Here is a 20,566-nt window from a genome sequence, read left to right as displayed (position 1 = left end):
ATTTTATACTTTTATTGTCTCAAACTAGCTGGTTTAGGATAGAATGAGCGACCCGACTATCCACCAGGGCATCCCCTACGCTGACCGTGAAAGCGGTGAGATGAAACTCGATCTGTACGTCCCGGAACGTGAGAACCCGCCACTCGTCGTCTACGTCCACGGTGGTGGCTGGATCGCGGCGACGCGCTCGAACATCCCCGATCCCGCGAAGTACGCCGCCGAGTGGGGCTGCGCCATCGCCAGCGTCAGCTACCGCCTCCAGGAAGCGCCCGACGGTGCTGGCGTCGAAGAGATGTACGACCCGGACAACCCCACCCCGCGGGGGAGTTTCCCCGACCACTTCGTCGACGTGAAAGCCGCGATTCGATGGCTTCGCGCACACGCTGAGGACTATGGCTACGACGCCGACCAGATCGCCGCGTGGGGCTCCTCCGCGGGTGGGCATCTCGCGCTGCTCGCGGGCGTCGTCGACGACGTTACCGACCTCGGGGACGCCTTCGCCGACGAGGTCGAGAAGACCGTCGCGCCCGCGGAATCCGGTGCCGTCCAGGCGGTCATCAGCTGGTACGGTGCCACCGACTTCCGGCTCATCGAAGACATGAGCGACGAGGCACAAGACGACGATGGACTCATCCCGCTGTTGCTGGGCGGCCCCCAGTCTGAACACCCCGAGCGGTGGGCACAGGCCAGCCCCGTCACGCACGTCACGCCCGAGAGCCCGCCAGCGCTGTTGATGCACGGCCGCAAGGACGAAGTGGTCGCCGTCGAACACAGCCGGCAGTTTTTCGACGCGCTGGAGAACGCCGGGGTGGACGCAGTCTTCTACGAATTACACGACTTGAACCACGTCTGGGTCGAGCGTGTCGAGGAGATCGAAGGCGAACGTGTGGCGATGGACCTGCTCGCGGCGGATCCGACCCACGCCCAGTCGGTCTATGAGGCCACACATGTCGAGGAAGGCGGGTCACCCGATCGCCTCTTCGGTGATCTCCCACCCGCTGGTCCCGAAGCGATCCTGGAGTTTCTCGAACGAACTATCAAGTGAGCGTCGCTCTGTGCCGTGGGGGATCCGAGACAGGCCGACATCGCAAGACTGCAAGTCAGCGACAATGAATATACCTCGGTATGCAGCGTTGCCGGTCTCCCCAGTGTTTTTATTAATTGAAAGAAGACTCATTATCCAAAATTCCGTCACGATAACCACTTTTATAATATCCCCACTCAAGAACTCATATATTAGACGAAATCATGAGAAAATATGTCATTGGCCAAAATAGCTTAATCAGTGCACTGTCCACAGTGAGAAATCATATCTCGAAACGCGACAGAGTCGTTATGCGGACGGCAGGACTCGTCGCGGTCGTACTACTTGGGTTATGTGCAGGCGGGGCACTGGTCGACGGGGCAGTGGCGAGCGATACTAGTACCACGACAGATGGAACGTTTGACCAGGGTATCGCTCTCAACGAAACGATCGAGAGCGAACTCGACGCCGGTGACCGATTTGATGAAGAGATGGCGGGTCATCACGAGAACTACACCTTCTATGCGGAGAGTGGTGACGTGATTTCAGCGGAGATGCGTCCTGACGGAAGCAATGGTCACGCTACCGATGCACACGCCGCACAGTTGAGGCTATACGCACCGAACGGTACCGAGGTCTTCGGAAGCTATAATGACGTACAAGGATCAGCACAGCTAGAATCCGTTTCACTCGATGCTACCGGGCAGTACACCTTGATTGCGACGACGAACGATATCGGTGCGGTTGGTTCCTATTCTGACGATGTCTACGATGACGAGACTGCTGCTCGGACGGATACGTTCGAGTATCAACTTCGACTGTATGAGGGACTGGGCCCCGATCGAGCGTTAAATATCGGTGAAAATATCACAGACTCAGTCTCGGAAGCCGATAATTATCTCGACGATCAAGCGGGCTATTACGACGCATATACGTTTGAGGGACAAACTGGACAAACCATCTCAGCAGAACTGCGGCCCAACGGGAGTAGTGGTCACGCTACCGCTGCACACGCCGCACAGTTGAGGCTATACGCACCGAACGGTACCGAGGTCTTCGGAAGCTATAATGACGTACAAGGATCAGCACAGCTAGAATCCGTTTCACTCGATGCTACCGGGCAGTACACCTTGATTGCGACGACGAACGATATCGGTGCGGTTGGTTCCTATTCTGACGATGTCTACGATGACGAGACTGCTGCTCGGACGGATACGTTCGAGTATCAACTTCGACTGTATGAGGGACTGGGCCCCGATCGAGCGTTAAATATCGGTGAAAATATCACAGACTCAGTCTCGGAAGCCGATAATTATCTCGACGATCAAGCGGGCTATTACGACGCATATACGTTTGAGGGAGAGCGGGGAAAGACCCTGAATTTCGAGATGCGGGTCAATCAGCCGACTACAAAGGCCGCACAGTTGAGGCTATACGCACCGAACGGTACCGAGGTCTTCGGAAGCTATAATGACGTACAAGGATCAGCACAGCTAGAATCCGTTTCACTCGATGCTACCGGGCAGTACACCTTGATTGCGACGACGAACGATATCGGTGCGGTTGGTTCCTATTCTGACGATGTCTACGATGACGAGACTGCTGCTCGGACGGATACGTTCCGCTATCAACTCCGGGCCTACGAGCTCGGTGCCGACGCGCCGGTTCTGACAACCGGCACGTCGCTTACGGGTGCGCTCTCAGTACGTGATAATTACCTTGATAAGACCGACGGCTTCTTCGATCTCTATCACGTGTCAGCGACTTCCAGCTCGGAACTCACCGCAACAGTGATAGTCGATAATCCAACTGATCATGCAGCACGAGTCGCAGTCTATGATAATGACGGGTCGATAGTCGACAGGAGTTATAATAACGATGGAGGTGGCGTGACGCTGGATTTCTCGCCCGATACGACCGGCGGTTACTACCTTGCAGTGACCACGGAACCCGATGCATCAACGTACGGATCGACTCGGAAGGGATTACGGGATACGTTCAGGTATCAGCTTACCATCGATGGGCCCGAAAACAGTCCACCGATTGTAACGGCCAAAGCACCACATCTTGTCGCTAACGAGCAGACGGTTAGACTTAACGCCACTGCGCTCGATCCGAATGGTGACGCGCTCTCCTACCAGTGGAGCCAGGTGATGGGGGCGTTCCCGGATCCTGAAGTCACAATCGAAAATGCTGATGAAGCTGTTGCGATGTTCACCGCGCCAGATGTCCCGGCTGCGACTGAGTTGACGTTCGACGTGGCAGTTACCGACGATAGTGGTGCCACTACACACGATACGGTCAACGTGACTGTTGACCCAAATTATAGTCCACCGTCGGTTGACTTCACATATACCCCATCGAATCCCACAGCAGATGAAACAGTGTCGTTCAGTGAGAGCGCTTCCGATCCGGATGGATCGATCCAGTCTTACGACTGGCAATTCGGTGACGGCAACAGTTCCAGTAGTACCAATCCAACACATACCTACAGCAGTGCTGGAAGTTACAATGTGTCGCTGACTGTCGCCGACGGCGACGGCAATACGAACTCGACGACCAAACCACTTAGCGTCGAAGCGGACCAGTCTTTCTTGACGATTGAGCAAGCGATCGACAAGAATAGTGACGGCCAGATAGGCGACTTTGAAGTCCTCACCGCGGTCGAATATTGGCGCGCTGGCGAAACTGTGCCAAACACGAATGGAAAGAAGATCAGTGACAGCAAGATCGCTGCTCTTCTCGAACACTGGCGCACGGGGACAGAGGTGTGAACTATGGATGAAAATACCGCTGTAGCTGACGGAGTCAGGGCAACAGGTAGTCAAACGGCAACACTCTCCATTGAAGCGCGAAGCGCTGTCAATGGAGGCGACAGCCTCACAGTCACATTTCGACTAACGAATACGAGCGCTTCTGCGAGCGGGTACATCCTCGACCTGAATCTTCCCAGTGGCTGGAGAATTGTCAGCCGAACAGATGACGGTGGAATATGGAACGCGACGGAGAACAAATGGCTCTGGCAGACAATCAATCCGGACATGTCAGTCGGACCATCAATTACACTGCAAGCTTCATCAGGACTTCCGGACGGATCGTATGAGGTGTTCGCCGAAGCGAAAGACGCCGATGGCATTCAAGATAGTGTTTCACAGACGATCAGCGTTCCAGAGCCACAACTTTCGCGCGCGTGGTCGTTCACTGTCCCGAGCCGGATCCAATATGCAGTCCCTGCAGTGACCGCTCAGCAGGTGTTCGTCGGGAGTCTCGATCAGACGGTATACGCGCTTGATCGAACAGACGGCTCGATATCATGGCAGTTCGATAGACAAGGCTCGCTCTCAGACTCCTCACCGACAATCTCGGGGAGCCGCGTCTTCATCGGTGGCGGCGGTGGCGCTGTCTATGCGCTTTCGACAGACACAGGGACACTCGAGTGGCAAACGAAGACGGACAGCGCAATTGTCTCCTCTCCGGACGTGGATAGCGATACTGTATACGTCGGATCAAACGACGGAACAGTAATCGCGCTGGCGAAATCCGATGGGACGGTTCGATGGCGCTACACTGCTGAATCACCGATCTACTCAACGATCGAGGTTGCGCACAGTACGGTGTACGCATCAACTCGACAAGGAAATATTCTCGCTCTCGACGCGGCAACTGGGGGGAGAGAGTGGCGCTTTTCGACCGCGTCCACTATCGGGCACGCCTCACCCACCGAAGAGAACGGCACACTCTACGTCGCAAGCGACGAACTCTACGCAATTGACACGACTGATGGAACGGTTCGCTGGAGTGTCGCTTATGGCGGCTCACCTGGCTCAACCCCCACCGTGAGCAATGATAGTGTGTATGTCGGTGGCGCTGATGGAACTCTTTCAGCCGTAAACGCCAATGATGGGTCAGTTTCCTGGTCAGAGACGACCACTGGCGCAATTGGTGTGAAGCCTGTCGTGAGTGGTGGAATTACGCTAATCACGACTGACAGCGGTGCTGTGTCTCTGTTCGATGCTACGACAAGCTACCAGTATGCCTCAATTTCACTCGACACTCGAATTCGGGCAGCGACCATCGACAATACTGGGAGAGGATATATAGGAAGCGAAGAGGGGGAACTTATCTCTCTGCCCGATATATGTATCAAATAGTATTTCCTCGGAATGGATTCTTGGAGAATCCCCGAGTTCCAGGGAGACAATCGAAGAGGGAAGCCTGCAATTCGACGGGTTGCCCAGTGCATCGCCATCGAATCCGTTTCAAATGACACCGCGGGATATTACTGTGAGTGCCAATTTATCGAAAATATAGCAACGGCCCCTGCGAATCCGCTGATTATAAATGATTAGTTTTCAGTTGGTTGGAGCACATGCGATGAGCAGCCATGCCCGTTGATACGGCAGACGATCTCGTAACAGAGATGCAAGCCCCCACTAAACGAAATAGAGTTCCCAGCCACCAACCGCCACTGTCATTGATCACCACGACGCTAGGCGAGTCATGGACGAAATCTGGTTCATTGCTGGCGGGGTTGGCCTCGTCCTCGCCATCGTGGTGGTCCTGTGGTTGGCTCGATCGGCTGATACAGCCGCGTCCAAACGGGCACACGACGCGGCCCAGGGCCGGGAGCCGCCGGTCGAACTCGGCGAGGTCTACGAGTTCGGCGTCGTCGAGTTCACCGATCACCACTCCGGCGAGCGGATCGCCGTCGGGAAAGTCGAGGGGTTCGTGCTGTTTGCCGAGGATGTCCCGGCTGACGTCAGCGAAGGTGACGTTATCCGGGCGAGAGTGCTCTCGTTCAACGAGGGTCGAACCTCGGCGGACGCGACGTTCGTCGGCAAGAACTAACGAGCGCAATCGGACGCGACGAACTGACTACCCGCGGAGTGCTTTCGCACCCTTCGAGAGGACGATATACAGCGCTGCGAACGGCAGCAGGGGCAACAGCAAAAACAGGATCGGCAGCATGACGAGATACCCGACGACGTTCATTTGCAGGTTGGGGCCTTCCGTCGACAGCGGCGTGACCGTCCGGAGCGCCTCTTCGATGGCCCCATTATCCTCTGACGTGCTCATACTCTTCGTAAGGCCGGACAGGCTATAAAAGACCCGCACTTGCCACAAGATGCGCCGGCTACGGGCCGGAGGTGTGTTCTCGGCGATCGTCCGGCTCGGCTTCGACCGGGAAGTCACCAGGCGACGACAGTCTCCCCCTCGGGCGCGTGTTCTTTGACGGTGAGCATCTCCTCGCGGGCCGACTGGCGAGTCTCGTGTGGTTCGACGCTCTCGGCGATCGCCGAGCCGTTCTCGTCGATGAGCCGCCAGATCCAGCCGTCGTCGCGCTGGGCGAACTCGAAGGACACCTCGTCGATTTCGAGGATGCTTGCCTTCTCGGTGGTCGCTCTGGCGTCATCGATCGCGTCGGCGACCGCGTCCCGGCTCTCGTAGCTGGCCGCACTCACCGCCCGCACCGTCTCGCGTTCGTCGATGAGTCGCCACCGCCAGACCCCCGCATCGCCGTCGTCGCTCCCTGCCGTCGCCTCGCCGTCGAGGTCACCCTCACGGTATGGCTCGAACGCAAGCGTCTCGATGTCCATCGGTTCGGCGTCGGCGGCCTGAGCCTGGACCGTCTCGACGTCGTCGATGAGCGCCTCGTAACTATCGTACGCCTGGGGACTCACGGCGAGGTCCGTCCGGTCAGCGTCGACGAGTCGCCACCGCCACTCGTCCTCGAGGCGGTCGATCCAGACGACGCCACGGCCGATGTCGAACACCGGTGCGTGGCTCGCATGTTCCAGGAGGCGGTCGACGTCCGCCTCGGCGGCGCTCCGGGTCTCGTAGGTTCGCTCGCCGCTGGCGACGGGACGCCGATCCCGGTCGATGAGTCGCCAGTGATACCCGGCATTCTGTCGCAGTTGCACCGTCACCTCTCGCATCGTGTCGATCGGTGCGCCCGCTCCGGCCTCGCGGACGTCCGCGATGGCCGTCGTCACGTCGTCGTAGGTGGGATAGTCCTCGACGGACTCGGCGAGGATCGTCCCGTCTGTATCGATCAGCTGGAAGGTCCAGGTCTCCTCGTCGCTGAGGAGCTGGAAGGTGGCGTGTTCCATCGCCCGCACGGCCGCGTCATCGATGTGTTCGATCAGGAAGTCCACGGCCTCCCGGGCCATCGTCCGCGACGGATAGGATCTGGCGCTCTCGGCGATGAGTTTCCCACCCTCGTCGATGAGTCGCCACGCGTACTCGCCGGCCGCCGTCAGGTGAATCTCGAACGCAGCGGTGTCGATCTCCAGAACCTCCGCGTCGGGCGCGTTTTCCTTCAGCGTCCGCATCCCCTCCATGACCTCGCTTTTGTCCTCGTAGGATTCGCCGCTGTCGGCCATCACCTTGCCATCCTCGTCGATAAGCCGCCAGCGCCACTCGCCGTCGGACTCGTACTGCTGGAAGGCGGCCTGTTCGAACTCGATGAGGTCGGCGGCGAGGGCCTGCTCGCGAACCCGATCGGCAGCCGTCTCGGCCGCCTCCCTCCCATCGAAGGCGACGGTACTGTCGGCCAGGACGTCCCGCTCGGCCGAGACCAGTCGCCAGTGCCAGTCGCCCTCGGCGGGATACACCTCGTAGTCAGCCCCCTCAAACTCGATCGTTTCCGTCCGATCGAGTGCCGAGCGGGTGCGCTCGGCGGCGTCGGTGGCGTCGCCCTCGGTGGCGGTCTGGCCGTCCATCGTGGCGACGATCTCGTCGGCCTGGTCCCGGAGCCGCCAGGTCCAGCCCGCCCCCTCGAAGTCGGAATCCCCCCCGGCCCAGCTGTTCGTTTCGTGGACCTCGAAGCCGGGCGATCCATGTTCGATGACGGCCGCCTCCGAGAGATGGTCGGCGATGGTCGTCGCCGCGACTTCGGCGTCGCCTCGCGCGTCGAAGGTCGCGTCGCTGGTGAGCAGCCGGGTGTCGGTGGCATCGATGACTCGCCACCGCCAGCCGTCCTCGTCATCGAACAGTTCGATGGCGACCGCCTCGACGGCGAGGACGCGCGGATCCTCGACCCAGTCGACGAAGCGGTCGATACCCGACTCGACGGCCGACTCCTGGGCGTAATCGTCCGGTCCCGCGGCCAGTGGTCGGTGACGTTCGTCGATGAGTCGCCAGTGCCAGCGGTCGCCCTCGTCCTGGGTGATATCGAAGGCGGCCCCCTGGATCTCGACGAGGCTGGCCGCCGGGGTCTCCTCTTTGAGGAAATTGACGGCGGACTCGATACCGTCGCGGTCCCCGTAGGAATCGTCGCTTGCGGCGATGATGCTGCCGTCTGCGGTAACCAGCGACCACTCCCAGGCTTCGTCCGCGGTCTGATACAGTCGGAACGCCGCTGTCGTGATGTCCAGCAATCCGGCACCCGCGATCTTCTCCCGGACTGTCTCGACCTCCATCCGGGCGTCGGTGTCCGTGGAGACGGCCGTGGCACTTTGCCCGATCGCGTCACGCCGAATGGTTCGCCAGGTCCAGTCGTTCGTCGGCGTCTCGTAGACGGTGAAAAATGCGTCCCGCGTGGCGTCACCGACGAGGATCGGTGCCTCCTCCGTCCCGAGTCCGAGTTCCGGTTCGACCAGCAGCCCCTTCTCGCCGGTGACGATCGGGACGAGGATCGCGACGGCGACGAGGATCCCGATCCCGAGCGTGTAGAGGGCGATGATCTCGGCGCTGTAGGCTGGCCCGACCGTCCAGGATCCCGGATAGACCTGCGTGAAGGCGAAGATACTGAGAAAGGCGATCGCGAGCCCGACGACGCTCGCTTGCATCCCACGTCGACGCACCGGCAAGAGCACAATAACGGCAAACAGCCCGATCGCAAGCCCGATCGCCGACAGGACGATGGCGATCTCCCGGATCTCGAAATTACCCGGGAAGAAGAGCTGTTCGATCTGGAAGACGGACACGCCCAGCAACCCCGTGATACTCCCGAGAAGCAACAGCCAGTAGCCGTATACGTCACGTTTCGACTCCGGTTCTCCGATATACCGGTGGTACAGTTCGACGAGTTTTTGGTCGCGAATGTCGCCGATAGCCATGATTGAACACCCCATATCTAGAACAGGACTAAATAAATATGCGACACGTTTCACGGCCGTTTGATCCGCAATGGCTCTTAGAAACACTCAAGTAAGCATAATTTATCTCCCAGAAGGCAAACCGGATGATACGAACGCGGCGGGAGGCCAACAGAACGGGACGACACTCGCGTTGGTCAGTTCGCTCAGAGGCATTCGGGGAGAATGCGTGAGTACGGGTCACACGGTCTCTCGCCTGGCGGGCACAAACGCTTAACCCGATTGGTGTGCCAGCACACCACATGGATACCAGCCTGCTCGGTCCGGACACGGTCACGCGACTCACCGACATCGAAGACGTGGTCCGGACAGTCGAAAGCGCTTTCGCTGCCCACGCGCGGGGTCGGTCGATCATGCCCGCGAAATCCTATGTCGAGTTGCCAGCCTACAGCGGCGACGTCCGGTCGATGCCCGTCTACCTCGACATCCACCCCGAGGACGGACCGGCCGAGGACGCCTGGGATGCCGCGGCGGTGAAGTGGGTCAACGTCCATCCCGACAACCCCGCTGATCACGACCTCCCGACGGTCATGGGCACGATCATCTACACGGACCCCGAAACCGGATTTCCGCTGTCAGTCATGGACGGGACGACGATCACCCGATTGCGGACGGGCGCGGCCGCCGCCGTCGCGACGAAGTACCTCGCAAGCGAGGACGCAACCTCACTTGGACTCGTCGGAGCCGGTCGACAGGCATACACACAGCTCGAAGCGATCGCGACGGTCCGGGAGATCGATCGCGTCGTCGTCAGCGACCGCCGGAGTGTGGCCGCCCAGGCACTCGTCGATCACTTCGCGGACCGATTCGACGTCCGGGAAGGGACGATCGAAGAGGCAGCGACCTGTGACATACTTTCGACGACCACACCCGTCGAGGAGCCGATCGTCCACGCCGTCGGCGACCGGACGCACCTCAACGCGATCGGTGCCGACGCGACCGGGAAACACGAGATCAGCGACGAGGTGCTGACCGACGCCCGGATCGTCATCGACGATTACGCGCAGTGCACACACTCGGGCGAGATCAACGTCCCCTACAGCGACGGCACCCTAACGGACGCCGATATCGACGCTGAACTGGGTGACGTCGTCGCCGGGAATGTGGCGGGCCGAACCGACGGCGACGGCGTGACACTCTTCGATTCGACCGGCCTCGCCATCCAGGACGTCGCGGCCGCTCACGTCGTCTACGAGCGTGCGCGAGAAGTAACCGCCGGCGACAGCTACGAACTGATCGATACCGATCCGGGACGGTAACCCGCGGTCACTTCGGTTCCAGAATCCTGATTCCGTCACTCCGCGATGTCGATCGCCGGGCGACCGGGTTCGGCGTTGCCGGCCAGGTCGTCGGGCGCGTCGGCGGCGGAACGCACCGTGACGTCGGCGTCGAACTCACCTTCGATCAACCAGGCGGCTCGTTCGAGCGCCGCCTGCTCGCTTTGGGGAGCCAAGAACTCCTCGACGTGGCCTCGGCCGGCGAGTTCCTTCGCGAAGTCGGCGGCATCTTCGCCATATTGCTGGAGATTCTCGTTTTGCATGACGGCCGGGACGACGTTGTCCGCGTCGCGGGCGACGTCTGCGACCGTGTGTTTCCAGGCAGGGGCAACCCCGAGCGTGATCGCATCGGGATCCTCGATGCCGACCGTCTCGACGATGTCCCGGACGTCCTCGCGGGTGTCCTCGATCAGGCGACGTTCGAGATCGTAATCGGTCGGTGCCTCGCTCTCCGGCCAGCCGGCCTCGGCCAGCAGGCCCTCGCCACCGAGTTCCTCCCAAATCTCCTCGCCGACGTGGGGGGCGACGGGCGCAAGCAGCTTCGTCGCCGTCACCAACCCATCCTCGAAGGTATCGGGATCGACGGCCGTCACGTCCCGGTACCGGCGCAGCAACGAGACGAGTTCCCGGACGGCCTGCAGTGCGTGATTGAACCGGAAGTCTTCGTACTCCTCTGTCGCCTTGGCGGCCGTCGCCGCGATCTCGCGGTCAACATACTCGGCGATAGTCCCGTCGTCACCAGTTGAGACGTCACCCGCTGCATACTCGGACGCGACTGTGTAGAGACTCTGTAAAAAGTCGGAGGCTGACTGGACACCTTCGGCGCTCCAGGCGAACTCCTTCTCCGGCTGGGCGGCCTCCATGATGAACAGCCGGGCGGTGTCGGCGCCGTACTCCTCGACGATGCGCGCCGGTGAGACGCCGTTATCCCCGGACTTAGACATCTTGTTGCCGTCTTCGCCGAGCACCATCCCCTGGTTGGTGAGGTTCTCGAAAGGCTCGCGGACGCCATCGAGCAGGTCTACGTCGTCCAGCACCTTCGTGAAGAACCGCGCGTACAGCAGGTGCATCACGGCGTGCTCGATGCCACCGACGTACTGGTCGACCGGCATCCAGTCGTCGGCCCGCTCGGTATCGAACGGCGCGTCGTCCAGATCCGGCGAGAGGAAGCGCAGGAAGTACCACGAGGAGTCGACGAAGGTGTCCATCGTGTCCGTCTCCCGGTGTGCGGGGCCGCCGCAGTCGGGACAGTCGACGGACTTCCACTCCTCGGCGGCGTCCAGCGGGTTGCCCGTCGTCTGGACGAACTCCGGGAGCTCGACCGGCAGGTCCTCGTCGGGCACCTCGACATAGCCACAGTCGTCGCAGTGGATCATCGGGATCGGGGTGCCCCAGTAACGCTGCCGGGAGATACCCCAGTCGCGCAGGTTGTACTCCGTGCGGGCCTCGCCGTCGAATTCCTCGACGAACCGCTCGCGGGCCTCTTCGCTCGTCAGGCCGTCGAACTCGCCGCTGTTGACGAGCACACCGTCCTCGGTGTAGGCAGCCTCCTGAACGTCGATGTCTTCGGGATCGACACCGGCGTCTTCCGTGGGTTCGACGACCTGCTGAATCGGGATGTCGTGGGCCGTCGCGAACTCGTGGTCGCGGTCGTCGTGTGCAGGCACCGCGTACAGCGCACCGGTTCCGATGTCCGTCAGCACGTAGTCGGCGACGTAGACCGGGATCTCCTCGCCCGTCGCGGGGTTGATCGCGTACTCGCCGGTGAACACGCCCGAGGTGACGTCGAGGTCGTCTTCCTCGGCCGCTTCGGCCATCTCGATGTACTCGGCGACCTCGTCGTTGTCGTCGGCGATCTCCCGGGCGACGGGGTGGCCCGGCGCGAGCGAGAAATACGTCGCGCCGTAGATTGTATCGAGACGGGTCGTGAAGATGTCCACCTCACCATACCCAGGGATTTCGAAGGCCACGCTCGCGCCCTCCTGTTTACCGATCCAGTTGCGCTGCATCTCCCGGACGTTGTTGGGCCACCCATCCAGCTCGTCGAGGGCCTCGAACAGCTCCTCGGCGTAGTCGGTGATCGTGAGGAACCACTGGTCCATCTCGCGGGTGTCGATCGGCGTCTCACACCGCCAGCACACCTCGTCTTCGCCTTCGACCTGTTCGTCCGCCAGCACGGTCTCACAGGAGGGACACCAGTTCAACTCGGACGCCTGGCGCTCGACCAGCCCCTCTTCGCGGAACCGTTTGAACAGCCACTGGTTCCAGCGGTAGTAGTCGGGATCGCAGGTGGTGATCTCCCGCTCCCAGTCGTAGCCAAAGCCCATGGATTTGAACTGTTCGGTCATCGAGTCGATGCAGTCCATCGTCCAGTCTCTGGGGTTGGTGTCGCGTTCCTCGGCGGCGTTCTCGGCCGGCAGGCCGAATGAGTCCCACCCCATCGGGTGGAGAACGTCCTCGCCGCGCAGTCGCTCGAAGCGGGCGTAGGCGTCCGTGATCGTGTAATTGCGGACGTGACCCATGTGGAGGTTCCCCGACGTGTAGGGGAACATCGCCAGGACGTACGCCGGATCCTCGGCGTCGTCCGGGATGCGGAAGACGTCCGCCTCGTCCCATTCGTCCTGCCAGGCAGGTTCGATCTCCGTGTGATCGAACCCGCGCTCGCGCTGATCGTGCTCTGTGGCCATCTTGGCCCCATCTGAGAGGGGGATACTGCTATACCTTTCTCTTCCGGGGTCGACCATCAGATCCCCGCACGGCCACTGACGTGTCGGCGGTTGGGCAATCGTTATTCGACCGCGGTACGTCGCGCCACCATGGAACTCCCCGACGCAGTCACGACGGCGGTCGAGACGATCAGAGACAGTGCCGGTGTCGAACGTGTCTACGGCGAGCCGATCGAGCGCGACGATCGGACCGTGGTGCCCGTCGCTCGCGTCGCCTACGGCTTCGGCGGCGGATTCGGCGAAGGGTCCAGTAGCGGGGTGAACGGGGACAGCGAGGACGCCCCGGCCGAGCACGGTTCGGGCGGTGGCGGTGGGGGCGGCGTCGTAGCGAAGCCGATTGGAGCCCTCGAGATCACCGACGAGAACACGCGATTCGTCCGGGTCGACGACCGGCAGCGACTGCTCGGGGCGGTTGTCCTCGGCGTTACAGTCGGCTGGCTGCTCGGAACGATGAGCGACTAATGCGAGCGAGAGGAGCCAGAACTGGGAGAGATTGCGGTTAGCACTATTCTTCGAGAGGGGCCATTTATCAAACAATTGGATAGATAAACCTAGTTCCGACCATCACCCTCTGGACATCAGCGGGAAGATCGGTCCGAATTATCGATGTTTGCTTCCGTTCGGAGTACAGCCGCGTCGATATGTCCGAACTCCGCCCGGCGATGGCAGGACGGGCACAAGGAAACCACATTGTCGATGGTGTGGGCGTCTGTTTTCTCATGTCTATCTGACGTGACAAAAGCTCGAACCGGAACGATATGGTGGACATCGGGATTCCGACCGAGACTGTCGGACCCCGTTCCACAGTGGACACACTCGTATTCATCGCGTTCGAGCGCTTCACGTCGGACTGCGTTCCATCCCTGACCGTAGTTTCCGGTGTCGCCGCCCCGCCAGTTTGGATGACCATCACCGCTGAAAGCGTCAGAGAGCCATTCGTGGTGGCAGTCTCGACTACAGAGAGTTACTTCTCCCTGCATCTCGCTGGGATACCGTTCGACAGTCGTCCCGCAGACATCACACGATACCGTCACTTTCCCACCGGTCCAGCGTGGATTGGCCGATCCGTCGATATCGGGTAATTCCCGCCACGAAACGGATTCGACGCAAGTGCTGCATACCACCCCTTCCTTTTCCGAGGGATAGTACTCAAATTCCGTGCCACAATTGTCGCAGGTCGTCGTCTCTTTCCCGCCGGAGTAGTTCGGGTTTTGTTCGCCTGCGAATGATACCGCCATTGATCGGCACTCTTCCGAACAGTATTTTCTCTCGTATTCACAGTAAAACTGCTCACCGCATTCAGCACAGTCCCGATTCGGCAGTCGTTCACCATGACTACGGCTATGATGGACACCAAGACCACGCTTCGTCTCAAACACACGGGTACAACTCGGACACTGAAATTCGTGCATGAGGACTGTGGCCCCGCATTGTGTGATAAACGAGCGCCGTCAGCTCCAGATATAATTCATTTTTCTGGAGCTTGAAATAAAGGTCCGGGTGCGAGAATCGAACCCGCCTCTCAGCCTCCACAAGGCTGAAGGATAACCACTACCCCAACCCGGACACGCTGAGAGCAACCTTAACTACCTAGCTGTCGTTCAAATACGTTACGACTCAGCCGGACTGCTGTACCCCGGTCCCGATAGAAATCGTCGATAGTTCTTCGGCACAGTCCGGTAGGACATCCAGTGTCCCTACGAGTTGGTACATCGCAGACATGCAGCTCCTTCGGACGGGACTCAGTCACGGCAAAGCGGGAATTTGAGTCGTCATTGGTCGGCGTTCCGTTGGGATTCATCGGGCGACCCACTTCTAACGGGGACGTTCGTCATGGCTCGGGCGCGGGCCCGAGATAGGATGGCACGCTCATCGGAATCGATAAATTAGGAAAGGGGGTACCGGGCAGAGCCCGGCGGACAGCAATTGATGGTGGACGAGTTCGGGGGGAACTCGTTCGAGACACCGTGGTGGAATGGAAACCCGATGAGAATCGAGGACCATCCAGGGCCGGCGACAGGGGGGACGTCCCGGCCCAGATTCAGCATCGAACAGCGCGTATGTAAACACCGCGGGGTAGTTTCAGAATCGCTAGTTGGCGTCCGGTTTGTGGCCGAAGAGCGTGTGTCACGGACTCATCGCCAAGTACAGCCAGTAGCGTGATCGGAAGTTCCTCGCAGACGGCTTTCGCGATCGAGAGACCAGTTGGTCACGGACAGGCGAAAAAAAACGGAAGAAGGCGGCTACAGCCTTATGGTTCCCAGGAGGCCATGATCTGAGTCTCGCCCGAATCGGGGTTCTCCCAGATGATCTGGACTTCATTTCCACCATGGGAAAGAGCACTGGTCTTGGTACCTGCTGTTATCTCCGTTGATCCGAAGGCACTACTAGCGGTACCGGCGGTGGTACCACCATCATGCTTAATCTGGATATTGCTCGGATCGACTTCACCGCCACCGTTGTGTTCGATAACGACATTACCACTACTATCCTCGTCAAAGTTCCACTGCGCGTTGGGCATCGTGGTCTCGGTCGGCCCCATGTTCATCACGAACGTCGCGATCACGGCCGCGAGGATCACCGTGATAGCGACCATCAGGATGACGCCGATAACTGGTGATACGCCCCGATCTTCGTCCAACAGGAATCCTTTTGGATCCATACACTATCACGAATGATACCAGGTATAAAAACCAGTGCGCATCGTTCACCGGTGAATAGGTGTTTTCACGTTCGTTAATTGCCGTCAATGGACCTGTTCAAATGTTGAAATCGAGTGTCGTGATGCGTTTTTGAAATCGTTCAGTCTGAAATCACACTCAGAGACACATACAGAGATTACATCACTTGTCAGACAATGCTTGCTCACAGTGACGGCGGAATGGAGGTATTGCAGCGGTCGTCACCGGGGGGAGTGACGTCCCAAGCGACATATCAATTGTTACGATGGTGACACAGTACTCTTGCTGGCACCGGTGGAGATAGCGTCGCTGACCGTCCCCCGGCTCGCATACACCCAAGACGACGTGAAAATCAGCCGAACACTTTTCAGAATTCCATCCAAACCGAGACTCATGAGACCAGGCAACAAGGCCTGGACAGGTGGGCAGACGAAAACGAACGGACGGCGGAGGCAGAGACAATGAGTTCGTATTCGCCACCGGAAGAAGAAGAAACTGACCACCAGTTCGAACCGGCACAGAAAACGACTGACGCCATCGACGAACATGGCGGCACTGGGTGGGTATCCATCCAGCTCGACCAGTCGAATTACGGACTGATATTGCTGGCTGTTTTCGGATTGAGCATCCCCGCGGGGTTGCTCACGGTCGGTTTGCTCGAAATATTCGTTCCCGAATACCAGGATTTCGCCGGGGAATTGTTGGAGTGGATTGGCGAACTCGTCGAAGGGATCCTCGGAATATAATCGAGATTCGGGCTGGGGGTCGCATGGCAGCGCGCATTCCGAGACGCTTTTGGCTCGCTATCCCCTCATATCGGTCGTCGTGGCGATCACCGACAAGATCTACGTCAAGAACCACCGCCAGCTCGTCTCCCAACTGGAGACCTCCTTCCCGAAGAGTGCCTTCGCCGGCGCGACGCTGGACGTCCTCTTTCACGGCGAGAACCTGGGCAAACTCAACGACGCGACCCAGGACCGGGTGCTGGATTTCGCCGAGGACTTCATGGACTGTGACTGCCAGTCGGCCCCCCACTGTGGCCACCCCGAGGAGAAGTTCGTTCGCTATCTGCTGGAGTTGCGCGCTGACGGCCTGGGCCCCGATGCCATCGTCGACGTGATGGGCGACGACTACATGCTGTATGCCTACCCGGGCGACGTGCTCTCGTTTCTGGATAGCGGGGTCCGGACGCTGGAAGCCGTCGAATCGTTGGCGGACGTCGAGGGAGAGACGAACGTCGCCAGAGAAGCACAGAACAGACGCGAGCAGTTACTGTAGCGAAGCGGTCAGACCGGCTCGTCGAACTCGCCGATCCGATAGGCGGATTCCTCGTCCTCTTGCTCCCCATCGAGGTCTTCGAGCTGGATGATGTCCTCGTCGTCGCCGTTGACCTCCTCGCGGAGTTTCGTCACGTAGCGTTTGTACTCCTCGAGTTGCTCCCGGAGGTGGTCGGATTCGAGTTCGAGGCGTTCGTGCTCTCGGATGAACGACTTGGGAACCTCGACTTGCGGCGGGAACGTCTCGTCGTCGCTCTCGGCTTCACCGCTGAGTTCGTGCTCCGGGACGACCTCGACTTTCCCGCTGTGGTCGACGAGCATGTCGACGTAGTCCCGGAAGACGGCCGACAGCGAGATATCGCGCTCCTCGGCGATCTCCCGGAGGGTCTCGAACTTCTCCTCGCTGACCCGAAAGGAGATAGTCTTGTTCTTGTTACTCATGGTTGGCGACAATCATTTGCCCACCTACTTAATTATTTGTCAGACGGCACCCAGCCATCTTGTTGGCACCTCGAGTGGGTCCGGGTCAGGCTGGGTCGAGGGTGTCCTGAGAGCCGATTGGATCTGAACCTCTCACCGCTGTGAGATACTGAAAGATCGCTGGTCACACCGACGGAGCTGACACCCAGTTCGAGTTTCCCCATTCAGATCTCGACCTTCTCTTTGCCTTCCAGTGAGTCTGGCACGACGAGCGTCCACGTAGTTTCGCCGCCAGACGGTGTGATCACATGCATTGTCCCCGTTTGGCTAGGGCCTAATGTACTGTCGATAGAATCACCTGACCCGTCAAGACCGATTGTAATGACAGTGCGGTCGCTACGATCGTTCATCGTGTGATTGTCTGCGATGGACGAATCGTCGTCCTGGAGGGTACGATAAGAGAAGACACCATCTGCATTGGAAACATCGTCACTGTTCGAAGACAACAGGTTCCAACTACCGTCTTCAGTAACCAACTGGATCAACATCCCATCGAGAGGAACCGCTTCTGAACCGGCTGCCAGTCGAATGGTGAATTTCAGTTCGTCGACGACTCCCCCATTGATAGATCCGACGCTAGTGACTTCGATGACCCGGTTCGTAATCTGGTTATTGGCTTCTGTCCTGCTCTCCTCGGGTCGACTCTGGAAGAATGAATATTCATCCCACCATGAGGGTGTGTCGATGGTCCACCGTCCATCTTCCTGCAAGAGATTGAGATTGAAGGTCGCCGAATCAGAATTGTTCGCTTCTGAAAGTGTGACTTCGACGGTCGCTGTATCATCACCTCGGGTGGAGAGATTCGTTTGTTCGAGTTCGAGGTCGCCTTCCTCGAATACTGTAAGGTCACTCGCCGAAACGTTCTCAAGTTCGGAACCGCTCCGGGCCAATGATTGAATTGTTGCCGCATCACCCTGATCCAGGGCTGTGATGAATTTCTGGGTCGCGGCAGTTGGATCGTCGTTTGTCTCGACCTCACCAGTTGGATCCTCACTGGTCTGGGATTCATTCTCCGTCACACACCCACTGGCGGCGATGGCTAGCAGTCCCACGCCGGAGGCCAAAAGTCGACGGCGACTTGTCGCGGTGCCGCTCCCTTTCGGACGCCGCTCTTGTTGCGGTTCACGACCACTACTGCCGCCCGATGGCGCGCACTGGCTGGATCGATTCTGGCGAGTGGCTGCCGGATTATCCGGGTGACGATCTTCGGTATCGGAAGTTCCGTGTGTCGAAGAATTCGGCCTCGTGGGCATTCTACTGTATAGAGTTGTCGTACAGACAATAAAACCAAAGGAAAGAGTGTTTAACGAATATGATTCCACCCGAAACTCGTCGCGATCCGACTACTGCTCGCCCAGGTTATGCTTCGGGTTCGGCCGTCTCCTCCTCTAAGCTCTCTAAGGCCTCGACGACGAGCCGTCGATAGTTTTCGACCGCCGGCTCGTACTCGTCGTGGGCCATCTGGACGTACTCGTCAGCCGCGTAGTCGTCCTGGGTCGGGTCGGCCTCCTGGTAGCCCTGGACGCGTTCGAGCGTCCGCTCGGCCGTCTCGACCACCCAGCGGTTCCGCGTCGTCTCGTCGACCGGCGTGATCGACTCCGGCCGGATCGAGACGTTGACCTCGCCGTCGTCAGTCTCGTAGGTCCGTGGCTTGCCGACGATGGAGACGTACGCGGGCGGTTCGAGTTCCCGCAACATCGAGGCGGCGTCGGGCTGGTACTGCCCGGCGTAGGCGAAATAAGTGTCGCCGTTGGGATCGACGATCCGCCCCTGCCAGTACTCGCTGTCCTCGCCGACGTCCTCGGTCTCGGTCAGCGTGCCGACGATGAAGACACGATTAGCGCGCTCGCCCGTCGGTAGGAGGACGTACACCGGCGCACGGTCGTCGTCGCTTTCCTTGAACGTGTAGGTCGCGTCGTTGAACTCGCCCGCGAAGACGCGGCGGGCAACCTCTCGGGTCGGTGTCGCCGCCATTATATCGACCTCGCTTTGATCAGCGTGGCTTCAGGATCGACCGCGTCAGTCAGCGTCTCGATCTCGTCGGCCAGCAGGTACCGCCCGAAGGTCGGACCCTCGACGCGGTAGTACCGCCCCATGATCGTCCCCTGCATCTCCTCGACGACGACGCTCGTATCGAGGGCGTCCATCGCCATGTCCTTGGCCTCTTCGAGCGTCACACCGGTGAGGTTCTCGGTGGCTTCCTGATCGAAAATGACCTCGGTGACCTCCTCGCCGTCGTCGAGGACGCCCTTGATCCGGAGGTCGAACTCGCCCTCGACCTCGCCGTGCTCGGAACACCGCCCGTTCTGGAGGACGCGCGTGCAATCGTCCTCCGGACACCGCTTGATCAGGCCGCTGCCGCTCTGGATGTCGACCAGGGCCCCCTCGACTTCGAGGGCGTCGTCGCCGACCTCGATCTCCTCGTCGGTCTCCTCGATGACGGTCGTCCGGTTGAGTTTGACCGAGAACCGGCCCTGGTACTCGTCGGTGACGACGTTCCGGAGGTGGTAGGTCGCCCCCTCCGCGAGTTCCGGGAGGTCGGATTTGGACCACTTGGTGAACTTGATCGTCCCGGTCTCGTCGCCCAGCAGGCCGACCTGGGCGACGGCGTCGCTCCGGGGCTCCCAGAGCTCGACGACCTTTGCCGTCATGTCGACCCACTCCTCGGGCGCGTCGACATCGGCAGCCTGGACGGTCTCGTTACCGCCGCTTCCGCCGCCGATGTCCTCGCGATCTAGCCCTGCCTCGTCGAGGTAGGAGTTGGTGACGCTCCGGCGCGCCTCGCTGATCGGTACCTGGTACTCGTTGACCAGCGTGTCGAGTCGTTCCGTGACATCGTCGACACTCACGTCTAGCTGGTCTGCGAACTGCTCGTGTATCTCTTCCGCGTGGGTATGCAAATCCGTCATAGCTGTGCTGTCTCCGCGTGTTTTCGATGGGAGACGATTGACAGTTGGTCGGCCTCCTATATAAAGTCGCGGCGACCACGGCGGAAGTGAAAC

Annotated in this window: 17 protein-coding genes and 1 tRNA gene; 8 read left to right on the top strand and 10 right to left on the bottom strand. The window is 59.8% G+C overall.

The genetic code is table 11. The features are described 5' to 3' along the window. Positions 1-43: 43 nt before the first annotated feature. The 4 genes from HUTA_RS08020 (at position 44) to HUTA_RS08010 (ending at position 5,872) form a co-directional block, all read left to right on the top strand. On the top strand, positions 44-1,045 hold the full coding sequence (locus HUTA_RS08020) for an alpha/beta hydrolase (RefSeq protein WP_015789392.1): 1,002 nt from the start codon (positions 44-46) through the stop codon (positions 1,043-1,045). A gap of 362 nt (positions 1,046-1,407) precedes the next feature. Continuing rightward, positions 1,408-3,798 (top strand): PKD domain-containing protein, encoded by a 2,391-nt coding sequence (locus tag HUTA_RS08015; protein ID WP_169304886.1) that lies wholly within the window; start codon positions 1,408-1,410, stop codon positions 3,796-3,798. A gap of 3 nt (positions 3,799-3,801) precedes the next feature. After that, complete coding sequence (locus HUTA_RS15060; RefSeq protein ID WP_015789390.1) at positions 3,802-5,175, top strand: outer membrane protein assembly factor BamB family protein; 1,374 nt, start codon at positions 3,802-3,804, stop codon at positions 5,173-5,175. A 349-nt stretch (positions 5,176-5,524) separates the two neighbouring features. After that, on the top strand, positions 5,525-5,872 hold the full coding sequence (locus tag HUTA_RS08010; RefSeq protein ID WP_015789389.1) for a hypothetical protein: 348 nt from the start codon (positions 5,525-5,527) through the stop codon (positions 5,870-5,872). 27 nt (positions 5,873-5,899) lie between these two features. Here HUTA_RS08010 and HUTA_RS08005 read toward each other — a convergent pair whose 3' ends face one another. Together HUTA_RS08005 and HUTA_RS08000 are read right to left on the bottom strand one after the other, a co-directional pair. Further along, on the bottom strand, positions 5,900-6,100 hold the full coding sequence (locus tag HUTA_RS08005) for a DUF7535 family protein (RefSeq protein WP_015789388.1): 201 nt from the start codon (positions 6,098-6,100) through the stop codon (positions 5,900-5,902). Between the two features lie 113 nt (positions 6,101-6,213). Next, positions 6,214-9,084, bottom strand: a complete 2,871-nt coding sequence (locus HUTA_RS08000) for a DUF1508 domain-containing protein (protein WP_015789387.1) — start codon at positions 9,082-9,084, stop codon at positions 6,214-6,216. 281 nt (positions 9,085-9,365) lie between these two features. Between HUTA_RS08000 and HUTA_RS07995 the strand changes: the two genes are divergently transcribed. Next, complete coding sequence (locus HUTA_RS07995; protein ID WP_015789386.1) at positions 9,366-10,382, top strand: ornithine cyclodeaminase family protein; 1,017 nt, start codon at positions 9,366-9,368, stop codon at positions 10,380-10,382. A 35-nt stretch (positions 10,383-10,417) separates the two neighbouring features. Here HUTA_RS07995 and leuS read toward each other — a convergent pair whose 3' ends face one another. After that, positions 10,418-13,087 (bottom strand): leucine--tRNA ligase, encoded by a 2,670-nt coding sequence (leuS, locus tag HUTA_RS07990; RefSeq protein WP_015789385.1) that lies wholly within the window; start codon positions 13,085-13,087, stop codon positions 10,418-10,420. A 129-nt stretch (positions 13,088-13,216) separates the two neighbouring features. On the opposite strand from leuS, the gene HUTA_RS07985 reads away from it, so the two are divergent. Continuing rightward, entirely contained in the window at positions 13,217-13,588 is a 372-nt protein-coding gene (locus HUTA_RS07985) for a spore germination protein GerW family protein (RefSeq protein ID WP_015789384.1), read from the top strand. A gap of 116 nt (positions 13,589-13,704) precedes the next feature. Here the strand turns inward: HUTA_RS07985 and HUTA_RS15865 are convergent, their stop codons facing one another. The 3 genes from HUTA_RS15865 to HUTA_RS07970 all read right to left on the bottom strand — a co-directional run bounded on the left by HUTA_RS15865 (position 13,705) and on the right by HUTA_RS07970 (position 15,788). After that, positions 13,705-14,106, bottom strand: a complete 402-nt coding sequence (locus tag HUTA_RS15865) for an HNH endonuclease (RefSeq protein WP_245529170.1) — start codon at positions 14,104-14,106, stop codon at positions 13,705-13,707. A gap of 514 nt (positions 14,107-14,620) precedes the next feature. Next, positions 14,621-14,692: transfer RNA gene (locus HUTA_RS07975), tRNA-His, on the bottom strand. Between the two features lie 685 nt (positions 14,693-15,377). Beyond that, positions 15,378-15,788, bottom strand: a complete 411-nt coding sequence (locus tag HUTA_RS07970; RefSeq protein ID WP_015789382.1) for a type IV pilin — start codon at positions 15,786-15,788, stop codon at positions 15,378-15,380. Between the two features lie 480 nt (positions 15,789-16,268). On the opposite strand from HUTA_RS07970, the gene HUTA_RS07965 reads away from it, so the two are divergent. Both HUTA_RS07965 and HUTA_RS07960 read left to right on the top strand, forming a co-directional pair. Next, positions 16,269-16,553: a hypothetical protein gene (locus tag HUTA_RS07965; RefSeq protein WP_015789381.1), complete on the top strand. Its 285-nt coding sequence runs from the start codon at positions 16,269-16,271 to the stop codon at positions 16,551-16,553. A gap of 79 nt (positions 16,554-16,632) precedes the next feature. Beyond that, positions 16,633-17,085 carry a DUF5814 domain-containing protein gene (locus HUTA_RS07960; RefSeq protein WP_015789380.1) on the top strand — a complete coding sequence of 151 codons (453 nt, stop codon included), beginning with the start codon at positions 16,633-16,635 and terminating at the stop codon, positions 17,083-17,085. A gap of 8 nt (positions 17,086-17,093) precedes the next feature. On the opposite strand, the gene HUTA_RS07955 is transcribed toward HUTA_RS07960, so the two are convergent. The 4 genes from HUTA_RS07955 to HUTA_RS07940 form a co-directional block, all read right to left on the bottom strand. Further along, positions 17,094-17,525: a ribbon-helix-helix protein, CopG family gene (locus HUTA_RS07955; RefSeq protein ID WP_015789379.1), complete on the bottom strand. Its 432-nt coding sequence runs from the start codon at positions 17,523-17,525 to the stop codon at positions 17,094-17,096. Positions 17,526-17,728: 203 nt separating this feature from the next. Then, complete coding sequence (locus HUTA_RS07950) at positions 17,729-18,616, bottom strand: hypothetical protein (protein ID WP_015789378.1); 888 nt, start codon at positions 18,614-18,616, stop codon at positions 17,729-17,731. A 307-nt stretch (positions 18,617-18,923) separates the two neighbouring features. After that, positions 18,924-19,538: an RPA family protein gene (locus HUTA_RS07945; RefSeq protein ID WP_015789377.1), complete on the bottom strand. Its 615-nt coding sequence runs from the start codon at positions 19,536-19,538 to the stop codon at positions 18,924-18,926. Then, positions 19,538-20,473: a replication protein A gene (locus HUTA_RS07940; protein WP_015789376.1), complete on the bottom strand. Its 936-nt coding sequence runs from the start codon at positions 20,471-20,473 to the stop codon at positions 19,538-19,540. Before HUTA_RS07940 ends, HUTA_RS07945 begins: the two co-directional genes overlap by 1 nt. Between the last annotated feature and the right edge of the window lie 93 nt (positions 20,474-20,566).

The sequence above is a fragment of the Halorhabdus utahensis DSM 12940 genome (genome assembly GCF_000023945.1).
Classification (GTDB): Archaea; Halobacteriota; Halobacteria; order Halobacteriales; family Haloarculaceae; genus Halorhabdus; species Halorhabdus utahensis.
This window is presented reverse-complemented; position numbering and strand designations above follow the sequence as displayed.

Excerpts from the sequence above, each read along its gene's own strand:
- leuS (WP_015789385.1), bottom strand. The coding sequence starts at position 13,087 with ATGGCCACAGAGCACGATCAGCGCGAGCGCGGGTTCGATCACACGGAG.
- HUTA_RS07945 (WP_015789377.1), bottom strand. The coding sequence starts at position 19,538 with ATGGCGGCGACACCGACCCGAGAGGTTGCCCGCCGCGTCTTCGCGGGC.
- HUTA_RS07955 (WP_015789379.1), bottom strand. The coding sequence starts at position 17,525 with ATGAGTAACAAGAACAAGACTATCTCCTTTCGGGTCAGCGAGGAGAAG.
- HUTA_RS07985 (WP_015789384.1), top strand. The coding sequence starts at position 13,217 with ATGGAACTCCCCGACGCAGTCACGACGGCGGTCGAGACGATCAGAGAC.
- HUTA_RS15060 (WP_015789390.1), top strand. The coding sequence starts at position 3,802 with ATGGATGAAAATACCGCTGTAGCTGACGGAGTCAGGGCAACAGGTAGT.
- HUTA_RS15865 (WP_245529170.1), bottom strand. The coding sequence starts at position 14,106 with ATGCAGGGAGAAGTAACTCTCTGTAGTCGAGACTGCCACCACGAATGG.
- HUTA_RS08005 (WP_015789388.1), bottom strand. The coding sequence starts at position 6,100 with ATGAGCACGTCAGAGGATAATGGGGCCATCGAAGAGGCGCTCCGGACG.
- HUTA_RS07965 (WP_015789381.1), top strand. The coding sequence starts at position 16,269 with ATGAGTTCGTATTCGCCACCGGAAGAAGAAGAAACTGACCACCAGTTC.
- HUTA_RS08000 (WP_015789387.1), bottom strand. The coding sequence starts at position 9,084 with ATGGCTATCGGCGACATTCGCGACCAAAAACTCGTCGAACTGTACCAC.
- HUTA_RS07970 (WP_015789382.1), bottom strand. The coding sequence starts at position 15,788 with ATGGATCCAAAAGGATTCCTGTTGGACGAAGATCGGGGCGTATCACCA.
- HUTA_RS07995 (WP_015789386.1), top strand. The coding sequence starts at position 9,366 with ATGGATACCAGCCTGCTCGGTCCGGACACGGTCACGCGACTCACCGAC.
- HUTA_RS08020 (WP_015789392.1), top strand. The coding sequence starts at position 44 with ATGAGCGACCCGACTATCCACCAGGGCATCCCCTACGCTGACCGTGAA.
- HUTA_RS07940 (WP_015789376.1), bottom strand. The coding sequence starts at position 20,473 with ATGACGGATTTGCATACCCACGCGGAAGAGATACACGAGCAGTTCGCA.
- HUTA_RS08010 (WP_015789389.1), top strand. The coding sequence starts at position 5,525 with ATGGACGAAATCTGGTTCATTGCTGGCGGGGTTGGCCTCGTCCTCGCC.